A 25096-nucleotide genomic window follows, 5' to 3' on the forward strand; every position below is an offset into this window, starting at 1 on the left:
TATTAGCTCCCTTTCCTTCAACAAAGAAATTCGTAAAATCACCTTAGGTTAGCTGTGGGTATATCGCGGCAACACCGCCGGCAAGACCGCTTTGGACAGTGCGGCTCACGTTGTCGGCGATAATTTCAAAACTATCGGATTCTAAACCATCGATAGCCAATTTTGCAATATCCGCAGGATTGGATTTGGGAGCTTCAATGCCTGCCGTCATGTCTGTGTCCATAAATCCCACATGCAAGCTAGCTACCCTCACTTTTTGAGGATACAGATTTAAGCGCAGTGCGTTTGTCATTCCCCACTCTGCCGCCTTTGCAGCCGTATACGCGCCTTCACTTCCCATACTAACCCAAGATAATACGGAAAGAATATTCAGAATTGAACCCCCGCCATTCTTTGCAATAATAGGCGCGAAAGCACGAACCATGGATAATGTGCCAAAGACGTGTGTATTAAACTCCAAGTGTATTTTATCGAGATCTCCGTCAAGCAAAGAAGCGCCTGTAGACGTGCCTGCATTATTGATCAGAAGCGTAACATCCTTAGCTGCCAGAATAGCTGCAGATACCTCTTGAGGATTGGTAATATCAAGTTTTACAGGTGTTACACCGGGAATGTCAACGGAATCCGGATTTCTTGCACCAGCATAAACCTTAGCCCCTCTGGATAGAAGTTCAAGTGCAAGTTGACGACCAAGACCTCGGTTCGCACCGGTGACAAAGGCGACTTGTTCAGAAATATTCATTTTTTTATGCTCCTTTAGTTGTTTTTGAGTATAACAGAACATCTTACTCTTCTGAGCTATTCATCATGCCATAAATGCAATTAATGAAGTTAGCTACTATAAACAGATATATAGAACGCTCATTCGTTACATGATATAGCTATAGGGAAAAGAGGAGGTTCAACTATACAAGAACGAACATTCTAATAAAGAGAAAAAATAAATACTACCCTCGAAATCAGAGGAGAATTCACCATTCTGCTGCCTCTAATATACTTGAGTAAAACGAGCCTTTTCCCTTTATCCAATGGCTCCTTGCCATTCCATTTCCCTCCCATCACCAATATACCATATTGAGAACGATTGGTAAAGAATTTACTTCTAGCATAAGTCATTGTTAAAGTACCACTGATCTTCGCTATTCAGATCAGCGGCTTTAAGACTCATATTATTTCCTTTTCAATCTAAAATGCTCAGTGTGGTATTAATAATACCGAATAACTTCTCTTGACTGGTTGCTGTTTTGACCATCGTACGTAACCCTAACCAAGCATTCATGAAGTAATGAGAAAGGGCTTCAGGGTCAAGCTGAGCTTCGAATTCACCTGTTTGTTGACCAATAAGAATGAGATTATATAACAACTTCTCCGTTTTTGAATAGCTATCTTCAACTAAGGAGGCAACTTCTGGATCTAATAATCCCAGCTCCACACCCGAATTAACGATGAAACACCCTTGGGGGTCTCCTTTTTTCTGTAGAGTGGACTCAAAAAATTGTCGAATTAATTCCTTAACCGGTTCTTGCTTGTCAACCAATAATCTCATTTTGTTGTTTTGAATAGCCTCGTATCGTTTGAGTGCATTCATAAATAAAGCATGCTTATCCCCAAAAGTATCATAGATGCTTTTTCTGTGAATTCCCATAAAGTCGACTAATTCTTGCATCGAGGTTTTCTCGTACCCTTGCATCCAAAAGAGTTGTATCGCTTTATCTAATACTTCATTAACTTCAAATTCTTTATATCTTGCCATTTCCATCACCTCATGCATTCATTATACATTTAAGTAGATGATCAGCAAACGTGAGGGTAAAACTCGAAAAAAATCAAGCGTGCGCTTTCGAAGCCTTGAAGTATATTCGAACAACCGAAAAACAGTTCGATTTATCAACTTTATGTTGTTGTTTCTCCCTCTTGTATAGTCATAAGAATCTTTCCTTGAGCTGTCCCTTTAACGCCCGCTACATATGTTTTGATCAATACTTGATGTTTGTTTATTCCAGGAATAGGCAAATCGTTGATGTGAGCTTCTAGCTTTTTTGAGTAGCCGTATATTTGTACTGCTTTCATCATTTTCTCCTTAAAAATTAATAATCACCTTCCCTTTTGGACGTCCATTTGCGACTAGTTCTAGCGCTTCATTAACGTTGCCTATGGTAAATAGTGTTGGATGAATCGGTGGAACAATGTTGTTTTTTTCAATGATTTTGGTAATCTCTTTTAGTTGTGCGCCGTCAGAACGAACGAAGATAAAGCGGTATTCCACGTCGTGTTTCTTGGCTTTGTTGTCATACTTTGCGCCAACAACAGAAAATAGCTTTTGTTTCCACCATGGAAAGTTATTGTCTTCTGCGAAACGTTTATTGGGTCCTGTACGAAGAGAGAGTAATCTTCCGCCCGGTTTAATGATTTTTAATTCATTGTCAAATTCTTCGGCTCCCAAGGTATCAATCACATAATCGACATTCGACAACAAGTCAACATAGTTTTCTTTCGTGTAATCCAAATATTGGTCTGCACCAATTTCCAAAGTGCGTTCTCGCGCTTGTGCGTTGCCACTAACAATGACATTTAGACCCATTGCCTTTGCGATTGGGACAGCCATTTGACCAAAGCTACCCGATCCACCTGGAATGAAAACAGATTTACCAGACTGTGCCTCAAGTTCTTCATGTAGACCTTGATACGCTGTGAGTCCAGTCAGTGCTGCAGCAGCGGCTTCCACATAGGATAAATTTTTTGGCATGGGGGAGATTGCGGCAGCGTCAATTGCGGCATATCCCGCAAAAGCACCAATTTTTTTTAGTGGGAGACGTGTATAGATATCGTCTCCTACGTAAAAGTTTGTCACATTTTTTCCGATTTTTTCGATAACGCCTGCCAATTCATTACCAAGCGTTAATGGGAAATCATAATCTTGAATCAGTTTCACGCTACCTGTGATAACCAACATTTCAAGTGGATTGACCGCTGCAGCTTTGACCTTTACCAAAACTTCGTTGTCAGCAATCTCTGGAATTGGAATGTCATTGACTTGGGCGTGGATTTTTTTTGAGTACTTGGTGATCTGAGCTGCTTTCATGAGTGTTTTCATTTTTAAATCAGCATCCTTCCGTTGAGTTACCTTCATTGGGTTTGTTCACCTTATTATTTTCACTTTCTAAATACCATAATCTAAATGAGCTTGTATTTTTTCAAAGTAGCGATAAGACAATAGTTTTCACTATTTCAATAGAAAAATGAGCACGATACTATACAGATAACCAAACTAATCGTTTCATGAATGCTATTGCTAGCTTCGGGTGCAGATGGATCAAAACACAAAAACCAGTGCTTGACAAAAGATATGGATTTATACGAAAAGCCACCTATTTCTATAATGTTGTAAGTCCTACCCAACACTGATGCGAATCCATGTGTATCATGAGCTGCGTGAACAACCGTTAACGAATATCCAGAGGCTGTCCAATAATTCCGAAGTTCTTCATATAGAAGCCTGGGCTAGAGGCACCTATCCCAAACCCTCCCAACTTGCCATTCCAAAGTTTATATAACTCGCAAAGGTTGCAACGACTCCAGAGTCATCTGGAACTTGACCGCTGAAGCCGGTGTTCCCGTACTCAATCGGTGGAACAGGCATTAAGATCTACATCGGCCCATAGCGTCCGAATGCAGTAAAAGCCTACCAGTACAGTGCAACCCATGCGTCAAGCACTGATTTTTAGATTGATCCAAGAAACTATACAAATATAATTTTATTTGACCTGAGGTTTTTTTCTCATAACATTGATGACTCACAGATAAATTTATGGCGTACAATTTTTTAGTTGTACGCCATTTTTAAACACTACTGTCTATATTGTAGTTTAAGTTTAAAACTACTTTGTTATTTCCTCTATTTCGTTTAAAAAATAGAGAATCACTTCCAGCTTCAAGCTGGTTGTAAAGCGTTGATATTTGCCATATAAGCTATACTTACCCCTTCTGAGATTCTAATTCTTTCAATGTAGGATAATCCGTATAACCCTTGCTTTCACCACCATAAAATGTTGCAGGATCTGCTTCATTTAATGGAGCGCCTGCTTTAAGCCGTTCCACAAAATCTGGATTAGCCAATGACCATCCCCCAATAGGTGCTAAATCAGCAAGACCACTATCGATATCAACGCTAAGATTTTCCAGTGCCCGTCCAGCCCGATTGACTAACAACGGATTCTTCCATAGAGATCGAATGTCTTGAAGCAGTTCTTCGTTTCCGAGGTGCATAATATGAAGGTAAGCCAAATTTAATTTAGCTAATTCTTGCGTCAGGTAACGATAAAGATCAGGACCTTGTTCACCATCTTGAATCCCACCAAGAGGAGTTCCTGGAGAAATACGGAAGCCAGTTCTCTCTGCCCCAATCTCGTCAACGATGGCTTTTGCTACTTCAATCGCGAAGCGAGTACGATTTTCTATAGAGCCACCATATTCATCCGTCCGTGTATTCGAATTTTCTCCGATAAATTGGTTAATCAGATAACCATTTGCTCCATGAATTTCAACACCGTCAGCTCCTGCTGCAATAGCAGCCGCCGCAGCTTTACGATAATCTGCAATGGTCGCTTGAATATCTTCTTTACTCAACTCACGTGGTACGGGGATATCCTGCATGCCTGTAGCCGTAAACGTTTCTAATCCTGGTGCAATTGCAGAAGGTGCAACCGGCTGCCGATGATGAGGTGTATTGTCAGGGTGCGATATACGACCGGCATGCATTAATTGGATATAAATATACCCGCCTGCTTCATGCACTGCATCGGTAACCTTTTTCCACCCTTCAATATGCTTTTCCGTATAGATCCCAGGTGTCCTTAAGTAACCTTGACCATCATCTGAAGGTTGTGCACCTTCCGTAATAAGAAGTCCTAAGGATGCACGTTGAACATAATAAAGTGCAGCCAACTCTCCAGGTGTACCATCTTCTTGCGCTCGACTACGTGTCATTGGTGCCATCGCTAATCGATGAGGCAATTCAATGTTACCAATTTTTGTTTTGCTCCATAATTTCTCCACTTTTATTCCTCCTATTTAAATGAGTTGCACGGATGTACAATTGGATTTAAAATTCTGAAATTACCGGATAGATTTGCCCTCTCAAATTGAAATTATAGTTCTGGTCTACAATTCCTACCACTTCGTTACTATCATAAAGATCCACCATGAAGCCCGCCATTTGCTTCGCAGTGTGATACTTAGGCATGTTTGCTTTAAAATCAAATTCTTCAGCATCTATTGATTTTTTCGCAAATTCCGTTTCCGTTATGGCTGGTGCTAAAACTTTTGCCTTCATTTTCGCACCTTTCAGTTCCAGTTCTTTTGCAAGCCCTTCGGTGAAGGCACTAACATAATATTTAGTTGCAGAATAAGTAACACTGCTAACGGCAACAGCATAACCAAGTGCTGAAGATACGTTAATTAACTGAGTTCCTTCTATATCAGCATAATCGTGTGCATATAGAGTAGAGAGAATTGTTAAGGTTTCTATATTAACACGCAGCATAGCTTCAACTTTATCTAAATTCTGATCCACTACAAAAGAGGATTCACCAAGCCCGGCATTATTAATCCAAGTCTCAATTTGATACTCCTTTAAATCGTTATACAGGGTATAGGCCTGATCAGTAACCGACAGGTCACTTGTAAGAATTACAACGTCTAAATCTGAATTTATTCCTTGAATTTTTGATTTAAGCTCTTCTAATTTTTCCAATCTTCTAGCTACAATAATCAAGTTTTTGCCGCGAGACGCAAAGGCCAATGCTGTCTCATATCCTATTCCTGAGCTCGCTCCTGTAATAACTGTGTACTTCATACGATTCTCTCCCTTTTAAAAAATATTATTTAGATAATTGAAGAATGATCATTCTACTTTAGTTAAAAAAATAAGAGTTAGATCTAACTTGGTCTAAGCATAGCATTTTTAGAATGATCAGTAAAGTATTTTTAATAAGAGGTGACCAATAGACCGTCAGCAGATTTAGCATTGCTTTGGATGTTATAGAAAATCAGGTCAATGCCCTGTTCTGTTTTGGGTGAATCTAACCATACGGGTCACCAATTTGCGTGGCAGTAATCGTGGAATGAACTTCATTAATCGGTTGCGAGCCCCTGGCATTATGAATGTCTTGCCGCGTAAAAAGCCTCGATAACCTTCCTCAGCTACCTGCCCGGCCTCCATGATAGCCCCATTCTGGAACAGTTTCGAGGCCCCCATACCCGAACGATCAACGAAGCCGGTTGATGTCAGACCTGGACATAGTGCCGTCACAGTCACGCCCGTTCCGTTCAATTCGTTTTCAAGAGCCTCGGTGAACGACAGCACATACGCCTTCGTTGCGTAGTAAACTGACATCATAGGTCCCGGAAAAAAAGCCACCAATGAAGCGACATTCATCACGCCTCCTTCGCCGCGTTTAACCATATCCGGCACGAACAACTTTGTCATAATCGTTAGGGCCTTTATATTGACGTCAATCATATTCGTCTCTTCCTCTAACTTCGTCTCCAAAAATGTCCCAAATAAACCAAAACCAGCATTATTGACAAGATAGTCGACGACGATCCCCTTCTCCTTGAGCTCCGCGAAAATCTCCTCCGGCACACCGTGCGACGCGACATCCTTGGCGATGACCGTCGCTCGGGTGTCATATTTTTTTTTGTATTCTTTACCAAGCTCCACAAGCTTACTCTCACTACGCGCCACCAGCACCAAATCATATCCATCCTTGGCGAAACGATCTGCCAATTCTTTTCCAATCCCGCCAGATACTCCAGTGATAAGTACAGTTTTTCTCATCTTACAAGTTCACCTCTATTTTTTAGTATTAACCGTTTTTCAGCATTCAATAAGATTATTGATTTGAATGTTCGTTCTCCATATAAAAGACCTCTAATAAAGAGCGGCATGGAGAGATTGTACATACGAGAACGATTATTCTAGTAATGTGAAAAAAATATTAATCAAATCATTTTTCTAAAAACTGCATTGATATGTTGGCTATACGGTGAAGTTTCTCTCTGGGAATCGAGGTTCTTGCCATACTCCTTAATCCAACTCCTACATTATGCAGATACTCTGCCAATTCCCCAGCGTCGTAATCAGAGCTGAATTCACCGTCTCGTTGCCCCCAAAAAATTATTTCCTTGAGTAGTTGCTCTTCTGTTGTAAACGCCTCAGTAGACTTTTTATTAACATCGGCATCGCGCGCTGCCAATTCGACCGCCGAATTTACCATTAAGCAGCCGGAAGGCGAGTCCGTTTCCCCACTGATCAGGATGCCAACAATAAATTGTAGGGCTTCCGTTGCAGTCTTGGAACGTTTAACTCCTCCTGTAAGAGAGGCGTTGACTTTACTTTCATAACGATCCATCGCCTTTAGAAAAAGCGTATGTTTGTCGCCAAATGTGTCATACAAGCTTCTGCGATGGATGCCCATATGCTCAACCAAATCGGACATGGATGTTTTCTCGTAGCCCTGTTCCCAAAAAAGTTGCATCGCCTTATCCAATACCTTGGTCTCATCAAACTCCTTGTTTCTTGACATTTCAGTTCCCTCCTTCTTAAGAATTTAACATATCGGGAACGATCAGTAAAGAAAAAGCATGTTAAATACGTTTGCAGCCTCCCCACCATTATGCTCTCATGTGGATCAAATCAATCTCACAGCTCAAAATAATGGAGCAATCAAGCTGAAGAGGATAGTTTGCGAAGACTTCAAACCGATTATATCCATTTGCATCAACTACACCGACCTGATGTTCATACCAATATTGAAAAAACTCTTGATGCGCTTACGTATCTGGTCAGAAAAGGGAAGAATACTGCCTTACATTATACAGGTAGCAAAATTAATTCTTTCATCAGTCGAATGAATAATTCCATAGAGGAGCTTATCCACTTGTTTTTATGATAAGCACAAATTGCTGTGATTTTTTGTGTGTCAAGCTCTGTTTTGAGTTTTATCAAAGATTTATTTTTCAATTCTTCTTCGACTGTAAATTGCGGTAGATATGCCACCCCTAAATTACTTATCACACTTTGTTTAGTTGCTTCAATACTTGATAACTCAAGGGTGTTGTCAAGTACAATACCTTTATCTTTCAAGTATTGATCAAACATTTGCTGGAAAATGCTATCTGGATCATTAATGATCAAGCTGACCGATTTTCTTTGGTTTCCTTGCAAAAAATCCCTTTGATTGATTGGTAAGTTAGGCGAAGCAATTAAGGCCATGCCCAAATTGACAATAGGTTCAGTTAATATTGTTGGAGAGTACCCACCCACATCATAATGCACTGCAATATCTGCTCCACCGTTAATGATTTGGTCTCTTATTATATAACAATTTAATGCTTGCAACGATAACTTTACGTTAGGAGCCCGTTCTTTAAATGCTCTAAGTACAGGCTGCATCTTATAGATTAATAGCGACTCGGGCATGGCTACCTTTAGTGTACCGCTCATTTCGAGAATGCTTTTACCATAATTACTGATTTGCTCGGAAGATTGAATAATCGTATCAATGTACGGTAAAATATCCTTCCCCGCTTGTGTTAGGATCATTTTTCTCCCAATTCTTTCAAATAATTTTACTGATAGTTCTTGCTCTAATTGTTGTATCTGGAAGGTGACTGTGGACTGCGTATAATTGAGTTTACGTGCAGCATTTTGAAAGCTTCCAGTCTCCAAAATTGTTTTGACAGTGTTAAGATACTTTAATTTCATAGTTAATGACCCCTAAACATAATTCGATTTAATCGAATTTTAATATTTGCAATATCGATTTAATTAATATTTAGTTCGCAGAACTCTATCATAAGTAAAACAACCTGTCAAGGGGGATGTAAGGAGTAAATACGCGAGCAAGTTGTTTGAGATAACATTCAAAAATATAACAGAATCTATCCATTGCTTAATGGTGTGCCGTCAGTCCATGGCTTGGTTCTCGCAGATCTCCTTTCTATAATTCAATAATACTGAATCATAAGTTTTATTATTTCGATTTTTTTAATATTTTTATTTGTGGTATCGTTTCATAAAGTGGAGCAACCGATCCAGGAGGATATACGGAATAAAATAGATCTTTACTTTAAATGATATTGAAAGAAGGTTTATTTAGGTGAGTACAGTAATGTGGGTATCTTTCTTGTCTTATGCAATTACAACAGCTCTTTCGCCGGGCCCTAATAATATATTAGTCTTAAATGCAGTTAGCAACAATGGAATGAAGCGAAGTAAACAATTGATATTTGGAGTCTATTTTGGTTTTTTTAGTGTGATGGTCATATGTGGAATGTTTAGTGTAGTCCTCGCAAAGTATATACCTACTGCAATGCCATATATGAAGTACATTGGGTGTGCTTATATTTTGTGGCTTGCTTATTATACGGCAATAAGCAAGCCATCCAGCTCCGATGCCGAGGAAGGCTCTACTTCATTTATGCGTGGCTTTATTCTGCAATTTGTAAATGTAAAAATAATTTTATGGGGAATTACGATATTTACAGGCTATGTTCTTCCGTATTATTCATCTTTTGCAGCGGTAGCCGGTTTTATTGTTTTGGCTACTATTATTGGTGATGGAGCAACGCACCTATGGGCGATAGGCGGGGTAATCCTGCATAAAATCATAAATAAGTATTGGCGCCCAATTAATTTAATGATGGCATTGCTATTGGTTTACAGTGCATTAAGTTTAATATGAAATAAAAGGAGATTGGATTATGTCATTTGAAAAGGTTCGAAGCTATTTCGAAAAGCTTAACATGGGAGACAGAATCAAAAATTTTGATAGTTCCTGTGCCACGGTCGAACAGGCGGCAGAAACAATAGGTGTAGTTCCATCTCGTATTGCAAAAACACTGAGTCTAAGAAAAAACGATGGCTGTATGCTTATTGTGATGGCTGGAGATGCCGGTATTGATAATAAGAAATTCAGACATTTTTTTGGACTCAAAGCAAGGATGTTGACCGCTGATGAAGTGATGGAACAAATAGATCAACAGGTTGGTGGTGTATGTCCATTTGCAATTAAAGAGGATATACCAGTATATATCGATATTTCTGTTAAGCGTTTCGACTCCCTTTTTCCCGCTTGTGGAAGTCCGACAAAAGTCATCGAACTTTCTCCTGATGAATTATTTACCTATGGACACGCTATTGCATGGATTGATGTGTGTAAAGGCTGGGATTTATACCATCAGTAGTAAGCCATAAAATTCATTATGCATGGTTATATTAGCAGCCTATTTTTTTGGGGGGTGGCTTCTCAAAGCGTACGCTCTCCTTAAGCAGCATACCAGGGGGTTCGTGCACCATGTCCGGGTATTCTCAAGCTTTCTCAAAGTGATTTTCATCCAAGCGACCACGACATTCAATCTGTTACATGTGACCTGTTTCGAATGTCCCTCCTGAGACACCTTACACCTGCCATTCTTATTACCAATGCCAAAACACCTCCAAAGTTTGTCTGGGAAGTAATCTTTTGAAGGTGTTTTGGCTTATCTCACACTGAAGGTCATTTCCTCAACCTAAAACTTGCTCTCTTCCATAAAATTATTCCCTTTTTGCTGCTTTCAAATGTTCCATGACGTGTTTACCCATTGATTCTACGCTTGTCTGCTTGTAACCAATCGGGGGTCCATCCTTTTTCCATCGCATCCAGGGTCACTCCTGGCGGAACAATCGCATCTATCGCATCAAGTACATCACTGCTCAATCGAACGTCACTGCCCTTTAAAGTTTCCCGGAGCTGCTCGATCGTTCTAGCCCCAATGATGGCTGAAGTTATGGAAGGATGAGATTGTGTAAAGGCCATGGCCAGATGCGGTAAAGTTAACCCCGCTTCATCTGCAAGTGTTTGAAGCTTTGCTATGATTTCAAACTTGGTCCGGTTTTCTTCCCGATTAGGGTCGACAACAGATTTTAAGCTTCCCGCAAAGGTGGCTGCTCTTGAATCGGAGGAGTATGATTCCCCAAATCGGTATTTACCAGTTAATAGACCACCCGAAAGTGGACTCCAAACCAAAACGCCCATTCCGTATTTTGCTGTGGCAGCAAGCAAATCGAATTCGATACTTCGGTTTAAAATGGAATACGGGGATTGCTCAGAGACAAAACGTGCTGCATTTTTACGTTCGCTAGTCCATTGAGCTTCTGTTACTTGCCATGCTTGAAAGTTCGATGTGCCAATGTAGCGAATCTTCCCTTCTCTAACCAGATCCGTAAGCGCATCAAGAGTTTCTTCAATATCGGTGTTAACATCAGGCAGGTGTAGTTGATACAAATCGATATAATCGGTTTGAAGTCTTCGTAAACTATCCTCTACTGCTCGTTTGATCCAATATTTCGAGCTACCAGATTGATTGGGTCCACTGCCCATGGGAAAACCACCTTTAGTGGCCAAAAGGATATCCTCCCTGCGTCCTTTTAACAGTTCACCTAAAATTTCTTCTGCTTGACCACTTGAATAGACATCGGCTGTATCGATCAGGTTGACTCCTGCAGCCAGAGCTTCATCCAGAATGGGTTCACACTCTTTCTTCGTGTTGTTTCCCCAAAAACCAAATGTACCTGTACCTAATACAAAACTGCTTACTTTAAGACCTGTACTGCCTAATACACGATATTCCATCTTCACCCATTCCCCTCTGCTCGTTAATATTTAAACGAAAAATTTTTTCAGTACGGCAACCTCATTAATTTTCTTTTACAAACCGATTAACTAGATATTAAATTGAATAAAGGTTCCTCCTTGTTTAATACTCCTGCAAAATTAAAGAATGATCATTCTAAAAAGAATCGAGGTAGCCATTACATGTAGGGGGCAACTGTGTGCTCTTTAAATTCTTCACTTCTTGCCGTTGCATTTCCCTAGCTTGCATCATCAGTATAACATATCTAGAACGCTCGGTAAAGAAATGGTTTTTTATAGTGCTTTGTTCATCAACTAGACTCCGGCCAAAAAAAAGACACTGACTTTAGGCTGGTTTACTTCCTTGTTTCGCAGATTGTATTAGCCTTAAGGCAACGTCACTTGAAGATGTAGATTTATCTTTTTCCCGACTTTCTGCCATATGCATAATATAGCTTCTTCCAATCCATTGGCAAAAACAGTTGCTCCATGGTATATTCCGTGTACAAAAAAAGCGAGTCCTTTGTAAAAGGTTGCTCGACACTTCCATTTTACCAAGGACTGGCTTCTTTTTGTGTTACATTTTTTTGAAGTGGGCCGTCCCTCATTCATTTATGACTTTTGAGACAGCCCCGTCTTCATAAGGAGTATTCGATATAGAATGTCTTCTTTACATACTCGACGACCTCTTCCGAGGTTTTCAGGGAAAGAACGGCCTCTTTTATGCTTTTTGCCTGTTCTCCGGTCAGATCTCTGAGTTGCGTACGTACCGGAAGGATCGAGGTTGCGCTCATGGAGAACTCATCGAGTCCCAAGCCAAGCAATATAGGAACGGCCAGTGGATCGCCAGCCATTTCTCCACACATCCCAACCCACTTTCCTTCTTTGTGCGCTGCGTCAATAACCATTGAAATCAGCCGTAAAACCGCCGGGTTGAAGGGTTGATACAAGTAGGATACGCGTTCATTCATACGATCGACAGCCATAGTATATTGGATCAAATCATTGGTTCCGATGCTAAAGAAGTCAACCTCTTTGGCAAATAGATCAGCCATAACGGCCGTAGACGGTATTTCCACCATCATGCCGATTTCAATTTGCTCTGCTACTTTTACTCCTCTTTCCGCAAGCTTTTCTTGTTCTTCCATAAGAATAGTTTTTGCTTCCCTAAATTCAGATAATGTTGCAATCATCGGGAACATGATTTTCAAGTTTCCATAGACACTCGCACGTAACAAAGCGCGTAATTGCGTGCGGAAAATGTCCTGTTCTTCCAAGCATAAACGAATCGCCCTAAAGCCTAAAAACGGGTTCATTTCTTTGGGTAGTTTCAAGTAAGGCAGTTCTTTATCGCCACCGATGTCCAACGTACGGACAACCACCGGCTTCCCTTGCATTTTTTCCAAAACGGTTTTATAAGCGACAAACTGCTCATCCTCTGTCGGAAGCCTGTCTTTTCCCATGTAGAGAAACTCTGTACGGTAAAGCCCAACCGCTTCTCCTCCATTTTCCAACACACTTTTAACATCAGCCGGTGTACCAATGTTTGCGGCCAGTTCGACATGCACGCCATCTTTAGTTACCGTCGGCTCATGAACTAAATTCGCCCACTGTGCTTTTTGCGCTTCGTATTTTACTTTTTTCGCTTCATATTGAGCAATGACTTCTGATGATGGGTCAATGATGACTTCACCTTCCAAACCATCAACAATAACCACTACGCCGTTTTCAATCCTTGAAATAGCTTGTTTTGTTCCGACTACAGCCGGGATTTCCATGGAGCGGGCCATGATCGCCGAATGGGAAGTACGGCCACCGATATCCGTCGTAAACCCTTTCACATATCGGCGATTTAGCTGTGCGGTATCTGATGGTGTCAAATCCTCAGCGATGATGACGACTTCCTCGGAAATCAGGCTTGGATCGGGAATTTGCACCTCTAACAAATGCGCAGTCACCCGTTTCATTACATCGCGGATGTCTTTGGCGCGTTCCTGCATATATTCGTTTTCCATCGATTCAAGCATGGAAATAAACCTGTGGGCTGATTCTTTTAAGGCATATTCCGCATTTACGCCTTCCATACTTATGTTTTCGAAAACCGGATTTAATAGTTCCGGGTCATTTAACACCAATAACTGAGCAGCAAGAATTTCTGCTTTATCGGCGCCAAGCTCACAGTTTACGTATTCCGTAATTTTTTCAAGCTCTGCTTTTGACCGGCTGATGGCTTGCTCCAATCGCTGTTTTTCAGCTTCCTTGTCAATGACATTGTTCTTTAAAATTTGAAGCTTCAGTTCCTCCAGACGATAGGCTTTGGCGATCGCTATACCGGCTGACGCGCCGATTCCCTTTAAGCGATTCCCCATTACTCACCAAGCCCCTCGTTTTTCAATATTTCTTCAATCCCATGGATCGCCTTATCCGCATCGGAACCAACAGCAACAATTCGAAATTGTGCTCCTTGAGGAATACCCAGAGACATAACACCCACAATCGATTTCAAGTTGACACATCTGCCATTATATTCGATATTTAGCTCTGCATTATATTTGCTTGCGGCTTGAACCAGGATTGAAGCCGGCCGCGTGTGTATGCCCACCTCATCAATAACTGTAAATGTTTTTTCCGTCATAGTCTCCTCTTTCTATATAAGTTGAATCTTTGGCGTAACTTGCGCTTTTTTTCAATTCACCTTATACAATCTTCCTAATTTCAATAGCATTTTTTCTAGCAGCATGGTTCCCGGTCCGGTTAAAGCAAACGCTATAACCGTTCCGATACCCACGATCCCCCCGAAAAAGAATCCGGCGCTTAAAAAGACGGCATCTACGCCGATTCTGCCGATATCATACCTTAATCCGAGTTTTGACTCCGTATATCGCAATATAGCGTCTAAGGCATACATGCCGTTGCCAAAATTCATCAACAACACATAAGTGATGGAGAAACAAAAGTTAGCCAGGATGACAATGACGATTTTTATGAATAACGATAAATTAGACAGCTCCATATTGGCAATAAACGGATGAATCCAATTAATCAAGGGTCCTATCAAAAAGGAATACATAATGGAAGAAAAACCAATTGATTTATGATTTAACAAAAGACCCGCAGCCAGAAAAACAATACTTACGCAAAAGCTTGCAAGACCGACACTAACTCCGAGACTTTTATGCAATCCATCCAATAAAACCGTTAATGTATCGGATCCTATATTGCACTCGATAAATAAATTGACGGCTATAGCGCTTAACAAGGTGGCAACGGCCACAATAACCAATCGACCGCTAAATTTCGCAAAAGACGGGTATTTACACAACCTCAATCCAGATTTTCTCCATTAGAAGCGATCACTTTTTGCATCCAGTAAAAGCTGTCTTTCCGGAAGCGCTTTTTACTGCCCTTGCCGTAATCATCCTGATCCACGTAAATAAATCCGTAGCGTTTGCTCATTTCCGAGGATGAACAACTAACGATATCAATCGGTCCCCAAGCATAATAGCCTCTTAGATCCACCCCATCCTTAATGGCTTCTTTCATTTGCTCGATATGAGTCCGATAATAGTCAACCCGATAAGGATCATGGATCGAATTATTCTCTTCTAATTTGTCATGGTAGCCAACCCCATTTTCCGTGATATAAATAGGACATTGATACCGGTCATAAAACAGGTTAAGCAAGGTGCGAAGACCAATCGGATCAATCGTCCATCCCCATGAATTGGCCGGAAGTTCAAAATTGCGGTAAGGTCCTGTCTTGTTTTTCAAACTTTCTTCATCAAAAATGCGAGTATAGTAGTAGGAAAATGACATAAAGTCAGCCGTATTTCTCAATGCTTCTTCGTCGCCTTCCGCGAATTCAACGGTAATATTGTTGTCGTGGAAATAACGGAAAGCATAGCCAGGATAATATCCGCGCATTAACACATCGGAGAAAAAGTACTCCATTTGATTATTGCGCACGGTGGCGAATACATCTTCCGGTTTGCTGGTAGCCGGATAGGACGGTCCCCCGCAGAGCATCATCCCGATTTGCAAGTTGGAATCCAGGTTTTTGGCATACTTCGTGACCAAACCGCAAGCTACCATTTCATTATGCACACCTTGATATTTGGCGGAAGCTAAATCATCTACTACATCTTCCGCAATGCCCAGATGGTTAAAGGATTCATGAACAATCAAATTGATTTGATTGATAACAATCCAATATTTCACCTTTTTATGGTACCGATCAAGAATCACTTTGCTAAAGCGGACAAAAAACTCGATCATTTCTCTGGAGTACCAACCTTTATAAGCCAAGGTCAAATGCAGCGGCATTTCGTAATGGGACAGGGTGATCATTGGCTCCATCCCGTTCGCTATAATTTCGTCGATCAGGTTATCATAAAATTTCAAACCTTCTTCATTCGGCTGCTCTTCGTCACCGTTCGGAAAAATTCTTGTCCAATTGATCGAGGTGCGAAAGGTTTTGAGTCCAAGTTCGCTCAACAATTTCAAGTCTTCTTTATAAGAATGATAGAAATCGATTCCCCAACGTTTTGGAAAAATTCGCTCTTCATTTTGCATAGCTTCCTTAATATAGTCCATAGTCAGTTCTGTATTGTACTTTTTATCTAAAGGAATTTCATCCGTATATTCATTAATATCCGCTACGCTTAACCCTTTTCCGTTCACATTGTAAGCGCCTTCTGCCTGATTAGCAGCGATAGCTCCTCCCCATAAAAAATCGGCTGGAAATCCTGATGGAATATTTTTCATTTTTATTACTTCCTCCCTTTATTTATTGGTCATTTCTAATTGGGTCAGCCTCTGATTAAAACTCTCAAAAATATCGATTAACCGCTTGGCAATATTAATTTCACTATAGACCGTCATGAGCGTGTCTTGCGCATGGGCAAATAAAACCGAGTACTCTCCATTTGCTCCTTCTGTTTCTTTTTGGATGCAATTCGTTTGCACGCGATGAGCGATCACAATTTCCGCGTTGGCTAATTTCATCTTTTCCTTAGCGCCGTCAAAGTCGCTTTTTTCAATATCCTTTAAGGCATCCGTACAATGCTTTCTTGCTTCCCCTGCGTGCAAAATGATTTGCATCGCCTCTTGAGCTACTTGTTCCGAAGTCATAATAAAATCTCCTTAACAGATTAATTGGTTTGCGGCAATTCTTTTTCAAGTTCTTGTTTTTCGTAGGTTTTGAAAAATGGGTACCAAATCAGCGTAGCTACCCCGACGCAGATTAGCATCAAAATAATGCCTGTGATCGTTCCTGTCGTAATCCACGTGGAGATTGGAAAAGGAGCATACCACAGATCGAAGATCACTTTCGGGATGGAGCCGAAAGGAATGACTTTGGTCCCGATCCAAACGATCGCCGGCAAGATGATCCCCGTGATCCACATCGGCAGCATCAATATGGGGTTCCATACGATCGAACCGAATACCAAAGGCTCGTTGATATTAAAGATGGAAGGGACTAAACTTGCGCGTCCCAGCGCTTTTAGCTTGGTGCTTTTAGAGAAGACATGCATAATAACCAGGGGTAACGTACAGCCTACGCCGCCTACAAACAAGTATGCCGAAAAAATCGTTTCGGCCGTTACGAGATTATGCGCCCCCATGGTCGCGTTTGAGGTAATGGCCGCCAGAAAAATCGGTTTGGTGACAGGGGTTAACACCCAACTGGAGATCCCCATGGAATATAAGAAACAGTATAAAAATATAATCAGGATGAATCCCCAAGGCGTCTCTACCACGTTGGCCAACGGCATAAAAATATTTAAAATGATGTTGTATATATCAACATGAACGATATCGACCAACACCCAAGCCATAACCAAAGTGATACCGATGGGAAGCATGGAATCAAACCAGGCTCTGACAAAGTCCGGGATGACGGAATCTTCCTTGAAAAAAGAGAATTTTCCGAAAAGACTCATGATATATCCGGTGAAAAGAGCGGCGATGATGGCAACGAACATACCTCCGGTTCCCAAAGAACTATGGGAAAAGCCAACCGCACCGTCTTTGACGACCTGGGGAGTAATGATGATCAAGAAAACAATCAAACTGGTGCAACCGGCGATAAACCGCTGCTTTCTTAACTTCTTTTTCTCCATCAAATTGAACGGAATCAGGAAAGAAACCAAGAGCGAAAGCATGCCCATCGTCCATCCGAACGGAACCCAAAAATTAGGGTAGTTTTTGATTTGATAGACATCGCCGGGGATGGTGAGCAGGCAAAATACCGATCCCAGAAGAATGAAAGGCAATAGTTGCATGACGGAATCCTTGAGCGTGACGATCCATACATTGTTATTGACTTTATTCATCTTCGGAGAGAAGTCGTTTTTCAGCCATTCCATTAATTTGTTCATTTTCCTTATCCCCTTTTTAGCTGTTCAACTCATTCATCATATCATCCAAAGCCGCTTCCCCATCCAAAGTGGAATAATAAGAAGGCTTCATTAAGAGCACTTTGACATCTGTATCTTTGGTAAGCTCGTTGATATCATCCATAATATATGCTAAATGTGGACCGACTAATAAAGCATCAATATCATGAATGTAATTTTCGATTTCCGCTTCCCCTCTGGCTTTGATGTCCATGTTCAAGTTTCTTTTTTTAGCGGCTTTGCGAATATTGGCAGCCATAAAGCCGGAGCTTGCTCCGGATCCGCAAACTAACAACACGTTTAACATTTCTTTTGTATTTCCCATGGTAATCCTCCTTGCTTTTATTTATAATGATTTGACAGCGCTATCTTTGTTACAACCAAACTATAATACAAACCCCAAAACGGGCTCAAATAAAAAAATGCACCCCTAGGGTGCAACATTTTAAAGCGAGGGATCATACCATGAAAACGCAGTATATTGATTTGATTCAATATTTAATCTCATATAACAATGAATGGATTTCATCGCAAAGTTTGGCGGACAAATATGATGTGTCCAAACGGACCATCAAATCTTATATAAGTGAGATTAATGCAATTCACCACGGGTTAATCCTATCTTCGAATAAAGGTTATAAGGTCAATACCGATCAAGTAAATAGGTTTCTAACCAGTGAACAAAAAGCAATCCCGCAAACCCAATCCGAAAGAATGGCGTATATTCTGAAAAAACTGGTGCAAACCAATGAGCCCATTTATATTTACGATTTAAGCGACGCTCTGTTTATCAGTGAGTCAACACTGAGACTGGATTTAAAGCTTATTAAAGAAAAGCTTACTAAAAACAACTTGGAATTGAGTTTGGTTAAGGAGCATCTAGGTTTACGAGGCAAAGAAAAGGACAAGCGCAAATTAATGAGTAGTATTTTGTACGAGGAGGCCAACGGAAGTTTTATTGATATCGATAAAATCAAAAGATTTTATCGGGATTTAAATGTGGATTATATTCGGGAAGCTGTCATTGAAACCTTTTCTTCCCATCACTTTTTTACCAATGATTTTTATTTAACCAATGTGGTCATCCATATTACCATTGCTCTGGACAGAATGAAACATGATTTTCAGTTTTTAAATAAGACTGTGAATTATACTACCAACAACACTACTTATTTAATCGCCAAAGAAATTGCCTTAAAATTGGAGTCTTATTTTCAAGTACAATATTCAGAAGACGAAATCGCTGATTTAGCGATCTTAATTTCATGCAATGGAACAAACGTTAACTTTACCCAAACCGAAATTAGTGACCTGGAACGTATTGCCGGAACAGATTGTATTGATTTGGTCAGTGAAATCGCAACCGACTTGGATAAATATTACTACATCAACATTATTGATGCAGATTTTATTATGCGTTTTACGCTGCATATTAAAAATCTTTTAATGAGATTAAAAAATCATTATTCGACGAAAAATCCATTAACGAATACGATCAAAAGAGAATGCCCACTCATTTATGATTGCGCCGTTCATGCTTCGCATGTGATTAAAGAAAAAACCGGCTATAGAATTAGCGATGATGAAATTGCTTATCTAGCTTTTCACCTGGGGTATGCCATTGATTTGCAGCGGCAAACGAACGTAAAAATCTCATGCACGGTACTGTTTCCACTTTACTACAGTATGAATGTGCAAATGATCAATAAATTACAGCAGTATTTTAGCGACGATATTTCGATTCATTCGATTGTAACCGATGAGAGCGATTTGAAATACGCAACAAGCGATTTTATTATTTCTTCCGTCCAATTACACAAAATTCCTGAAGTCCCTTATGTTGTGATAACTCCGTTTTTTGTTGAAAGCGACCTAAAAAAAGTATCGAACAAACTATTTGAATTAAAAGAGCAAAAAAAGAAAAATCAATTTAAGCTTTATTTAAAATCTTTTTTGGACGAAAGACATTTCTGCAACTCCACGGAAAGATGCGAGAAAGAAGACGTTTTACGTTTTATCTGTCACATCATGAACCGGGATGGTTATACGGACGAAGATTTTTTCGCCAAAATTATGGAACGGGAAGCGATGTCCTCTACCGCGTTCGGACAAGTTGCTATTCCTCATGCGATCAAAATGGAATCCCGCAAAACGGGCATGTTCATTTATTTGAATCCGAATGGCATCAAATGGGATAATTTTAACGTGAAAATTGTATTATTAATCACCGTCAGCGGGGAGGATCGAAAAATATTCCGCGACGTATTCGATGCACTCGCCACTATATTGACGGACGATAAACATGTGAATCTGTTATCTTCCGTTCATAGCTTCGATCATTTTATCAATCAATTAATCACCTGCTGGGAATAATTTTTCGACAGTATTACCACATTCTCGTATAATGAATGATAATCATTCACATTCAAGTAGGAGGGTAATGAATATTGGCAAATTTCTCTGATGGGAAATACAATCTCATTTTAAACGCGGCTATTGAGGTCATTACGGAAAAAGGATATGATAAGACGGCCATTTCAGATATCGTAAAAAAAGCAGGCGTTGCACAAGGAACGTTTTATTTATATTTCTCATCCAAAAAAGCGTTAATCCCAGCGATTGCAGATAATCTTCTGACCATTACTTTTAGTAAAATCAAAGAAAAAGCACAAGATAAAGAAAGCTTTTGGGAGGTGCTGGATATTGTAATAAACGAAACCTTCAACATAACCGATTCATACAAAGAAATCCTTGTCCTTTGTTACTCAGGTCTTGCTATCGATCATTCCCTGGAAAAATGGGAAGCAATCTATTCTCCTTATTATACTTGGCTTGAGGACATATTATTGAAAGCCATTAACAATAATGAGATCATCAGTGACCTTCATGCAAAATGGACTGCCAAACTTATCATAAATCTGATTGAAAATGCTGCCGAACGATTTTACATTGGCCTTGAACAAGAAGAACCCCTGAACGTATTTAAGACTCGGGTATTTAATTTCATAAAAAGATCATTATGGAGAACATGAAAAAGAGTACTGGAAAATCTGCATTTATTTTTTTGAAATAATATGACTGATGTTCATTCATTAATAGTCTGGTGACTTTTGTGAATTTCGGAAAGGAAAAATGGTCTATGAATAAGGGTTGGATTTTTGTCATTTTAACTTCTCTATTCGAATTATTTTGGGTTTTTGGATTTAATGTTGCCAACACTTGGTGGCACTGGATTATCATCATTACTATTATTATCAACAGTTTCTTTCAAAAGCATGTGAGTCATTGCCGACAGGTACCGTTTATGCCATTTTTGCAGCAGCAGGTACAGTAGGTACGGCTCTAATGGACATTATTATTTTTGAAGCGGAATTCAGTGTTGCAAAAGGTCTGTTTATGGGGATCCTGGTCATTGGAGTTATTGCATTGAAACTATTCGATAATAAGCCAGAATCTAGATCAGCAAAAGGAGCTCGTTGATATGGGTTGGCTATTCGTATTTATTGCTGCTCTATTGGAACTTATTGGAGTCATCGGTTTAAAAAAATTCAGCCAAAGGAAATCCATTTTGAACATACTGATGTTCTTTGGTGGATTTGGAGGTGCTCTTGCTTTTCTATACGCTTCCTTTAACTATCTTCAACTCAGCATTGCCTATGCTGTTTGGATTGGAATAGGAACTTTAGCTGCCGTTCTAGTAAACATGTTTTTTTTCAATGAATCAAAAAGCATTGGGCGCATTATAAGCATCATTATCATTGTTGTTGGTGTTGTTGGACTCAAAGCAGTTTCATAATGCCTGCAAAGCTGTATAAGCCATTTACAGCCCGGTTTATTTAAGGTTTATTATCAAAAAAGAGAATCAAATGCCGTCTCTTTCTCAGCTCGTGTACGGGAAAGTTTTTCTGAGGAAGGAATGCAGCGGTTTAAGCCTACCTCTCTGCCCCTAATAACAGAAGAAAACCCTAACAATCATCTGGCCCATTTCATTCACTTGTTTAAGCCAGAGAAGATGGGAAACGTGTATGTTCTGGAAGGAAATGAACTTTATATGACGGAGGAATTGAATCTGGACTACAACATAATTGTTATGGATTGCAGAGTTTTTGGAAAATAGCGCATTCAGGAAAACTTCGCAGGGGCGGATATTCACCTTCTCTGCGGATCTGCCATGCCCTATGAGGTGGCAAGATTTTATCGGGCAGTAGAGCAATGTAAGAGTCTCTCAGTGTGGTCCTTGGATTGTTTAACCCGCATGTAAATGATAAGGTTTATCGAAATTTGCTCGAAACTTAGATCATCGGCTGAAAAGATAGCGAATGAACGAATAATAGCAAGTAGGTGTCAATCATCTATGAACCAAGAGTATTTTGTCGCCGTGACTAAGAGGACAAGATTAGAACCAGACGGTTTGCTTAGGGACCGCTACTCCTAACATTGCGTCTTTTTTGACATAGCACCGAGAGTCCCCATTTATCCGCATAGATATGTTGCATTTCTGCCCCTTTTTAACCACAGGGTACGGCTTTGTCAATACATGCCACGACCAGAATTATCATATCCATTAAAGGCTACCTCTTCTTATTTGATATAGACGGGCAAAGCACAATTCGAACTAGGATCGAGCTTTTGCAAAGCTATCCCTTACCTCTTGGCTATGGCGCCATCAATATTAAACAGAATACGAGCGGCCTTCTCCTTCTAAGATTTACTAGCTTCTATCTACTAAGAGTATAGCTATTATTGGCAGGTAATAAAACATCCAAAAACAAAGCCGAAATCTTGCTCCAGGAAGCCAGAAAGAATTATCACATGGAAGAACAGGCACTCGCGGAAGAAACCGAAAAAAATGCTGTAAAAGCAACAGAGGCTGTTCTGCTCTTTTCGGTTATAAGGGGCAAAAAAATTGAGCTAGCTGTGATACTTGCGGCTTTTTACGGACTAAGGAGAAGCGAAATCGTTGGACTTAAATGGTCAGCCGTTGATTTAACCAATCGCACATTACAATCAAACATACGGTTACATCTGGCAACCTCAATGGGAAGTACATTGAAATCGAGAAGGATCGAACAAAGAACAAAGCCAGTCGTCGAACCCTACCGCTGGTAGATACCTTTTATGAGCTTCTGGTTCGCATGAAGGAGCAACAAGAAGCCAATCGCTTATCTTACGGCAACGCTTACTGCACCGATTACCTGGAATATATTTATGTGGACGCATTAGGAGAACGCATCAAGCCGGGTTACCTGACACAGCAATTCCCGTATTTTCTGGAGAAGCACAGCTTCAGACGTATTCGATTCCACGATCTTCGGCATAGCTACGCCAGTCTATTGTTAGCCAGCAGTGTGGGCATGAAGGAAGTTCAGGAATGGCTGGGCCATAGCGATTATTCAACCACAGCCAATAAAATGAATGAGGTCATAAAAATATAAAAAAAGCTCATTAGAAAAATCTAATGAACTATCACGAGTTTTGATTGGTACCGGCGAGAGGACTCGAACCTCCACGGTTTCCCACTCGATTTTGAGTCGAGCGCGTCTGCCATTCCGCCACGCCGGCATATTCAATTATGGAGGCGCCACCCAGATTTGAACTGGGGAATAAAGCTTTTGCAGAGCTTTGCCTTACCACTTGGCTATGGCGCCAGAGTATTACAAAGCGGACGACGGGAATCGAACCCGCGACCCTCGCCTTGGCAAGGCGATGCTCTACCGCTGAGCCACGTCCGCATTAAGATGGCTGGGGATATAGGATTTGAACCTATGCATGACGGAGTCAAAGTCCGTTGCCTTACCGCTTGGCTAATCCCCATTAAAGGTAAAGGGCGACCGATGGGGCTTGAACCCACGAATGCCGGAGTCACAGTCCGGTGCGTTAACCACTTCGCCACGATCGCCGCAAAGACAAAAAAAATTTGGCAGGGGCAGCAGGAATTGAACCCACACCAACGGTTTTGGAGACCGTTGTTCTACCTTTAAACTATGCCCCTATAAAACTGGTGGAGGATGATGGATTCGAACCACCGAACCCGTAAGGGAGCAGATTTACAGTCTGATGCGTTTGGCCACTTCGCTAATCCTCCAAAAATGGTGCCGGCGAGAGGACTTGAACCCCCAACCTACTGATTACAAGTCAGTTGCTCTACCAGTTGAGCTACACCGGCACATAAATTATTCAATTAAGAGTGGCTCGGGACGGAATCGAACCGCCGACACGAGGATTTTCAGTCCTCTGCTCTACCGACTGAGCTACCGAGCCTTATTCTAAGCCTCTTCGACAAACATTGTATTACTAAAATGGCGGAACTGACGGGATTCGAACCCGCGATCTCCTGCGTGACAGGCAGGCATGTTAGGCCTCTACACCACAGTTCCAAGGGTATTTCCTAAGGGAAATTAATTGCGGGGACAGGATTTGAACCTGTGACCTTCGGGTTATGAGCCCGACGAGCTACCGAACTGCTCCACCCCGCGACAATAATAAGTATTCAATTTTCCAAGTGGTGGAGGCTGAGGGGCTCGAACCCCCGACCCTCTGCTTGTAAGGCAGATGCTCTCCCAGCTGAGCTAAGCCTCCACAACGCAACACTTCACATATTATACCATTACAAGCTTTTTATTTCAAGCTCTTTTATAAAATAGTTAATGACCCGTAGGGGAATCGAACCCCTGTTACCTCCGTGAAAGGGAGGTGTCTTAACCGCTTGACCAACGGGCCACACAATAAATAATATCTGGCGGAGAGAGAGGGATTCGAACCCTCGAGACGCTTTTGGCGCCTACACGATTTCCAATCGTGCTCCTTCGGCCAACTCGGACACCTCTCCATATGGCTCCCCGAACAGGACTCGAACCTGTGACAACTCGATTAACAGTCGAGTGCTCTACCAACTGAGCTATCAGGGAATAATAATCATTTATTCAAGGTTACACCCTGAAAACTGGATCCGAAACTCCATTGCGTCCTATACTTTAGGATAAGCCCTCGACCGATTAGTATTGGTCAGCTCCATGCATTACT

The 25096-nt window shown here is 40.9% G+C and carries 25 protein-coding genes, 15 tRNA genes and 1 pseudogene; 9 read left to right on the forward strand and 32 right to left on the reverse strand.

Translation table 11 applies throughout. The features are described 5' to 3' along the window. Positions 1–43: 43 nt before the first annotated feature. From ABIA61_RS18690 to ABIA61_RS18725, 8 genes are all read right to left on the reverse strand, one after another. Positions 44–742, reverse strand: coding sequence for an SDR family oxidoreductase (locus ABIA61_RS18690; protein ID WP_283653239.1), 699 nt, complete (start codon positions 740–742; stop codon positions 44–46). 438 nt (positions 743–1180) lie between these two features. Beyond that, positions 1181–1753 carry a TetR/AcrR family transcriptional regulator gene (locus tag ABIA61_RS18695; protein ID WP_283653240.1) on the reverse strand — a complete coding sequence of 191 codons (573 nt, stop codon included), beginning with the start codon at positions 1751–1753 and terminating at the stop codon, positions 1181–1183. Between the two features lie 140 nt (positions 1754–1893). After that, positions 1894–2070: a hypothetical protein gene (locus ABIA61_RS18700; protein ID WP_404581117.1), complete on the reverse strand. Its 177-nt coding sequence runs from the start codon at positions 2068–2070 to the stop codon at positions 1894–1896. A gap of 10 nt (positions 2071–2080) precedes the next feature. Continuing rightward, positions 2081–3094: an NADP-dependent oxidoreductase gene (locus ABIA61_RS18705; protein WP_283656325.1), complete on the reverse strand. Its 1014-nt coding sequence runs from the start codon at positions 3092–3094 to the stop codon at positions 2081–2083. 881 nt (positions 3095–3975) lie between these two features. Beyond that, positions 3976–5055, reverse strand: a complete 1080-nt coding sequence (locus ABIA61_RS18710; protein ID WP_404519503.1) for an alkene reductase — start codon at positions 5053–5055, stop codon at positions 3976–3978. Between the two features lie 46 nt (positions 5056–5101). Next, on the reverse strand, positions 5102–5854 hold the full coding sequence (locus ABIA61_RS18715; RefSeq protein ID WP_283653243.1) for an SDR family NAD(P)-dependent oxidoreductase: 753 nt from the start codon (positions 5852–5854) through the stop codon (positions 5102–5104). A gap of 198 nt (positions 5855–6052) precedes the next feature. Continuing rightward, positions 6053–6838: an SDR family NAD(P)-dependent oxidoreductase gene (locus ABIA61_RS18720; RefSeq protein WP_283657305.1), complete on the reverse strand. Its 786-nt coding sequence runs from the start codon at positions 6836–6838 to the stop codon at positions 6053–6055. Positions 6839–7007: 169 nt separating this feature from the next. Further along, positions 7008–7586 carry a TetR/AcrR family transcriptional regulator gene (locus ABIA61_RS18725; protein ID WP_283653246.1) on the reverse strand — a complete coding sequence of 193 codons (579 nt, stop codon included), beginning with the start codon at positions 7584–7586 and terminating at the stop codon, positions 7008–7010. A 159-nt stretch (positions 7587–7745) separates the two neighbouring features. Between ABIA61_RS18725 and ABIA61_RS18730 the strand changes: the two genes are divergently transcribed. Further along, positions 7746–7952, forward strand: coding sequence for an aldo/keto reductase (locus tag ABIA61_RS18730; RefSeq protein WP_349361870.1), 207 nt, complete (start codon positions 7746–7748; stop codon positions 7950–7952). Here the strand turns inward: ABIA61_RS18730 and ABIA61_RS18735 are convergent. Then, a complete protein-coding gene (locus ABIA61_RS18735; RefSeq protein WP_404581118.1) occupies positions 7874–8767 on the reverse strand; it encodes a LysR family transcriptional regulator in 894 nt (297 codons plus the stop codon). The genes ABIA61_RS18730 and ABIA61_RS18735 overlap by 79 nt on opposite strands. A gap of 394 nt (positions 8768–9161) precedes the next feature. Between ABIA61_RS18735 and ABIA61_RS18740 the strand changes: the two genes are divergently transcribed. Beyond that, positions 9162–9746 (forward strand): LysE family transporter, encoded by a 585-nt coding sequence (locus tag ABIA61_RS18740; RefSeq protein ID WP_283653248.1) that lies wholly within the window; start codon positions 9162–9164, stop codon positions 9744–9746. A gap of 19 nt (positions 9747–9765) precedes the next feature. Then, a complete protein-coding gene (locus ABIA61_RS18745) occupies positions 9766–10248 on the forward strand; it encodes a YbaK/EbsC family protein (protein ID WP_283653249.1) in 483 nt (160 codons plus the stop codon). Positions 10249–10637: 389 nt separating this feature from the next. Here ABIA61_RS18745 and ABIA61_RS18750 read toward each other — a convergent pair whose 3' ends face one another. The 8 genes from ABIA61_RS18750 to ABIA61_RS18785 all read right to left on the reverse strand — a co-directional run bounded on the left by ABIA61_RS18750 (position 10638) and on the right by ABIA61_RS18785 (position 18380). Next, positions 10638–11675: an aldo/keto reductase gene (locus tag ABIA61_RS18750; protein ID WP_283653250.1), complete on the reverse strand. Its 1038-nt coding sequence runs from the start codon at positions 11673–11675 to the stop codon at positions 10638–10640. 638 nt (positions 11676–12313) lie between these two features. After that, entirely contained in the window at positions 12314–14044 is a 1731-nt protein-coding gene (gene ptsP, locus ABIA61_RS18755; protein ID WP_404581119.1) for a phosphoenolpyruvate--protein phosphotransferase, read from the reverse strand. Continuing rightward, positions 14044–14310 (reverse strand): phosphocarrier protein HPr, encoded by a 267-nt coding sequence (locus ABIA61_RS18760; RefSeq protein WP_283653252.1) that lies wholly within the window; start codon positions 14308–14310, stop codon positions 14044–14046. Before ABIA61_RS18760 ends, ptsP begins: the two co-directional genes overlap by 1 nt. 51 nt (positions 14311–14361) lie before the next feature. Beyond that, positions 14362–14949 carry a DUF6198 family protein gene (locus tag ABIA61_RS18765; RefSeq protein WP_404581124.1) on the reverse strand — a complete coding sequence of 196 codons (588 nt, stop codon included), beginning with the start codon at positions 14947–14949 and terminating at the stop codon, positions 14362–14364. A 50-nt stretch (positions 14950–14999) separates the two neighbouring features. Continuing rightward, the gene (locus ABIA61_RS18770) at positions 15000–16439 is read right to left on the reverse strand and encodes a glycoside hydrolase family 1 protein (protein WP_283653254.1); all 1440 of its coding nucleotides are present in this window, start codon (positions 16437–16439) and stop codon (positions 15000–15002) included. Between the two features lie 18 nt (positions 16440–16457). After that, positions 16458–16805 (reverse strand): PTS lactose/cellobiose transporter subunit IIA, encoded by a 348-nt coding sequence (locus ABIA61_RS18775; protein WP_283653255.1) that lies wholly within the window; start codon positions 16803–16805, stop codon positions 16458–16460. 20 nt (positions 16806–16825) lie between these two features. Next, positions 16826–18055 (reverse strand): PTS sugar transporter subunit IIC, encoded by a 1230-nt coding sequence (locus ABIA61_RS18780; protein WP_283653256.1) that lies wholly within the window; start codon positions 18053–18055, stop codon positions 16826–16828. Between the two features lie 16 nt (positions 18056–18071). Next, entirely contained in the window at positions 18072–18380 is a 309-nt protein-coding gene (locus ABIA61_RS18785; protein ID WP_404581125.1) for a PTS sugar transporter subunit IIB, read from the reverse strand. Positions 18381–18538: 158 nt separating this feature from the next. Here ABIA61_RS18785 and ABIA61_RS18790 point away from each other — a divergent pair, with 158 nt between their 5' ends. From ABIA61_RS18790 to ABIA61_RS18815, 6 genes and pseudogenes are all read left to right on the forward strand, one after another. Next, the gene (locus ABIA61_RS18790) at positions 18539–20446 is read left to right on the forward strand and encodes a BglG family transcription antiterminator (protein WP_283653257.1); all 1908 of its coding nucleotides are present in this window, start codon (positions 18539–18541) and stop codon (positions 20444–20446) included. A gap of 74 nt (positions 20447–20520) precedes the next feature. After that, positions 20521–21105 (forward strand): TetR/AcrR family transcriptional regulator, encoded by a 585-nt coding sequence (locus tag ABIA61_RS18795; RefSeq protein WP_283653258.1) that lies wholly within the window; start codon positions 20521–20523, stop codon positions 21103–21105. A 107-nt stretch (positions 21106–21212) separates the two neighbouring features. After that, positions 21213–21553, forward strand: a pseudogene (locus tag ABIA61_RS18800) (DMT family transporter). Between the two features lies 1 nt (position 21554). After that, positions 21555–21869, forward strand: a complete 315-nt coding sequence (locus ABIA61_RS18805) for a DMT family transporter (RefSeq protein WP_283653259.1) — start codon at positions 21555–21557, stop codon at positions 21867–21869. A 947-nt stretch (positions 21870–22816) separates the two neighbouring features. Then, positions 22817–23182, forward strand: a complete 366-nt coding sequence (locus ABIA61_RS18810; RefSeq protein ID WP_283653260.1) for a site-specific integrase — start codon at positions 22817–22819, stop codon at positions 23180–23182. Continuing rightward, the gene (locus ABIA61_RS18815) at positions 23128–23508 is read left to right on the forward strand and encodes a tyrosine-type recombinase/integrase (protein ID WP_283656327.1); all 381 of its coding nucleotides are present in this window, start codon (positions 23128–23130) and stop codon (positions 23506–23508) included. The genes ABIA61_RS18810 and ABIA61_RS18815 overlap by 55 nt, the downstream gene beginning before the upstream one ends. A gap of 45 nt (positions 23509–23553) precedes the next feature. On the opposite strand, the gene ABIA61_RS18820 is transcribed toward ABIA61_RS18815, so the two are convergent. The 15 genes from ABIA61_RS18820 to ABIA61_RS18890 all read right to left on the reverse strand — a co-directional run bounded on the left by ABIA61_RS18820 (position 23554) and on the right by ABIA61_RS18890 (position 24981). Beyond that, positions 23554–23635: transfer RNA gene (locus ABIA61_RS18820), tRNA-Leu, on the reverse strand. A gap of 11 nt (positions 23636–23646) precedes the next feature. Next, a tRNA-Cys gene (locus tag ABIA61_RS18825) sits at positions 23647–23721 on the reverse strand. 12 nt (positions 23722–23733) lie between these two features. Continuing rightward, positions 23734–23805, reverse strand: a tRNA-Gly gene (locus ABIA61_RS18830). 7 nt (positions 23806–23812) lie between these two features. Beyond that, positions 23813–23887, reverse strand: a tRNA-Gln gene (locus ABIA61_RS18835). Between the two features lie 12 nt (positions 23888–23899). Further along, positions 23900–23972, reverse strand: a tRNA-His gene (locus ABIA61_RS18840). A gap of 19 nt (positions 23973–23991) precedes the next feature. After that, positions 23992–24065: transfer RNA gene (locus tag ABIA61_RS18845), tRNA-Trp, on the reverse strand. Positions 24066–24072: 7 nt separating this feature from the next. Continuing rightward, positions 24073–24158, reverse strand: a tRNA-Tyr gene (locus tag ABIA61_RS18850). A 5-nt stretch (positions 24159–24163) separates the two neighbouring features. After that, positions 24164–24239: transfer RNA gene (locus ABIA61_RS18855), tRNA-Thr, on the reverse strand. Positions 24240–24261: 22 nt separating this feature from the next. After that, positions 24262–24334 (reverse strand) — tRNA-Phe (locus tag ABIA61_RS18860). Between the two features lie 39 nt (positions 24335–24373). Then, positions 24374–24450 (reverse strand) — tRNA-Asp (locus ABIA61_RS18865). Positions 24451–24475: 25 nt separating this feature from the next. Beyond that, a tRNA-Met gene (locus ABIA61_RS18870) sits at positions 24476–24549 on the reverse strand. 27 nt (positions 24550–24576) lie between these two features. Next, positions 24577–24652, reverse strand: a tRNA-Val gene (locus ABIA61_RS18875). A gap of 69 nt (positions 24653–24721) precedes the next feature. Next, positions 24722–24793, reverse strand: a tRNA-Glu gene (locus ABIA61_RS18880). A gap of 17 nt (positions 24794–24810) precedes the next feature. Continuing rightward, positions 24811–24902, reverse strand: a tRNA-Ser gene (locus tag ABIA61_RS18885). Positions 24903–24905: 3 nt separating this feature from the next. After that, positions 24906–24981, reverse strand: a tRNA-Asn gene (locus ABIA61_RS18890). Positions 24982–25096 lie beyond the last annotated feature (115 nt).

The sequence above is a fragment of the Paenibacillus sp. RC21 genome, from assembly GCF_044907935.1.
GTDB lineage: Bacteria > Bacillota > Bacilli > Paenibacillales > Paenibacillaceae > Paenibacillus > Paenibacillus terrae_A.

Excerpts from the sequence above, each read along its gene's own strand:
- ABIA61_RS18690 (WP_283653239.1), bottom strand. The coding sequence starts at position 742 with ATGAATATTTCTGAACAAGTCGCCTTTGTCACCGGTGCGAACCGAGGT.
- ABIA61_RS18695 (WP_283653240.1), bottom strand. The coding sequence starts at position 1,753 with ATGGCAAGATATAAAGAATTTGAAGTTAATGAAGTATTAGATAAAGCG.
- ABIA61_RS18700 (WP_404581117.1), bottom strand. The coding sequence starts at position 2,070 with ATGAAAGCAGTACAAATATACGGCTACTCAAAAAAGCTAGAAGCTCAC.
- ABIA61_RS18705 (WP_283656325.1), bottom strand. The coding sequence starts at position 3,094 with ATGAAAACACTCATGAAAGCAGCTCAGATCACCAAGTACTCAAAAAAA.
- ABIA61_RS18715 (WP_283653243.1), bottom strand. The coding sequence starts at position 5,854 with ATGAAGTACACAGTTATTACAGGAGCGAGCTCAGGAATAGGATATGAG.
- ABIA61_RS18720 (WP_283657305.1), bottom strand. The coding sequence starts at position 6,838 with ATGAGAAAAACTGTACTTATCACTGGAGTATCTGGCGGGATTGGAAAA.
- ABIA61_RS18725 (WP_283653246.1), bottom strand. The coding sequence starts at position 7,586 with ATGTCAAGAAACAAGGAGTTTGATGAGACCAAGGTATTGGATAAGGCG.
- ABIA61_RS18735 (WP_404581118.1), bottom strand. The coding sequence starts at position 8,767 with ATGAAATTAAAGTATCTTAACACTGTCAAAACAATTTTGGAGACTGGA.
- ABIA61_RS18745 (WP_283653249.1), top strand. The coding sequence starts at position 9,766 with ATGTCATTTGAAAAGGTTCGAAGCTATTTCGAAAAGCTTAACATGGGA.
- ABIA61_RS18750 (WP_283653250.1), bottom strand. The coding sequence starts at position 11,675 with ATGGAATATCGTGTATTAGGCAGTACAGGTCTTAAAGTAAGCAGTTTT.
- ptsP (WP_404581119.1), bottom strand. The coding sequence starts at position 14,044 with ATGGGGAATCGCTTAAAGGGAATCGGCGCGTCAGCCGGTATAGCGATC.
- ABIA61_RS18760 (WP_283653252.1), bottom strand. The coding sequence starts at position 14,310 with ATGACGGAAAAAACATTTACAGTTATTGATGAGGTGGGCATACACACG.
- ABIA61_RS18770 (WP_283653254.1), bottom strand. The coding sequence starts at position 16,439 with ATGAAAAATATTCCATCAGGATTTCCAGCCGATTTTTTATGGGGAGGA.
- ABIA61_RS18775 (WP_283653255.1), bottom strand. The coding sequence starts at position 16,805 with ATGACTTCGGAACAAGTAGCTCAAGAGGCGATGCAAATCATTTTGCAC.
- ABIA61_RS18780 (WP_283653256.1), bottom strand. The coding sequence starts at position 18,055 with ATGAACAAATTAATGGAATGGCTGAAAAACGACTTCTCTCCGAAGATG.
- ABIA61_RS18785 (WP_404581125.1), bottom strand. The coding sequence starts at position 18,380 with ATGTTAAACGTGTTGTTAGTTTGCGGATCCGGAGCAAGCTCCGGCTTT.
- ABIA61_RS18790 (WP_283653257.1), top strand. The coding sequence starts at position 18,539 with ATGAAAACGCAGTATATTGATTTGATTCAATATTTAATCTCATATAAC.
- ABIA61_RS18805 (WP_283653259.1), top strand. The coding sequence starts at position 21,555 with ATGGGTTGGCTATTCGTATTTATTGCTGCTCTATTGGAACTTATTGGA.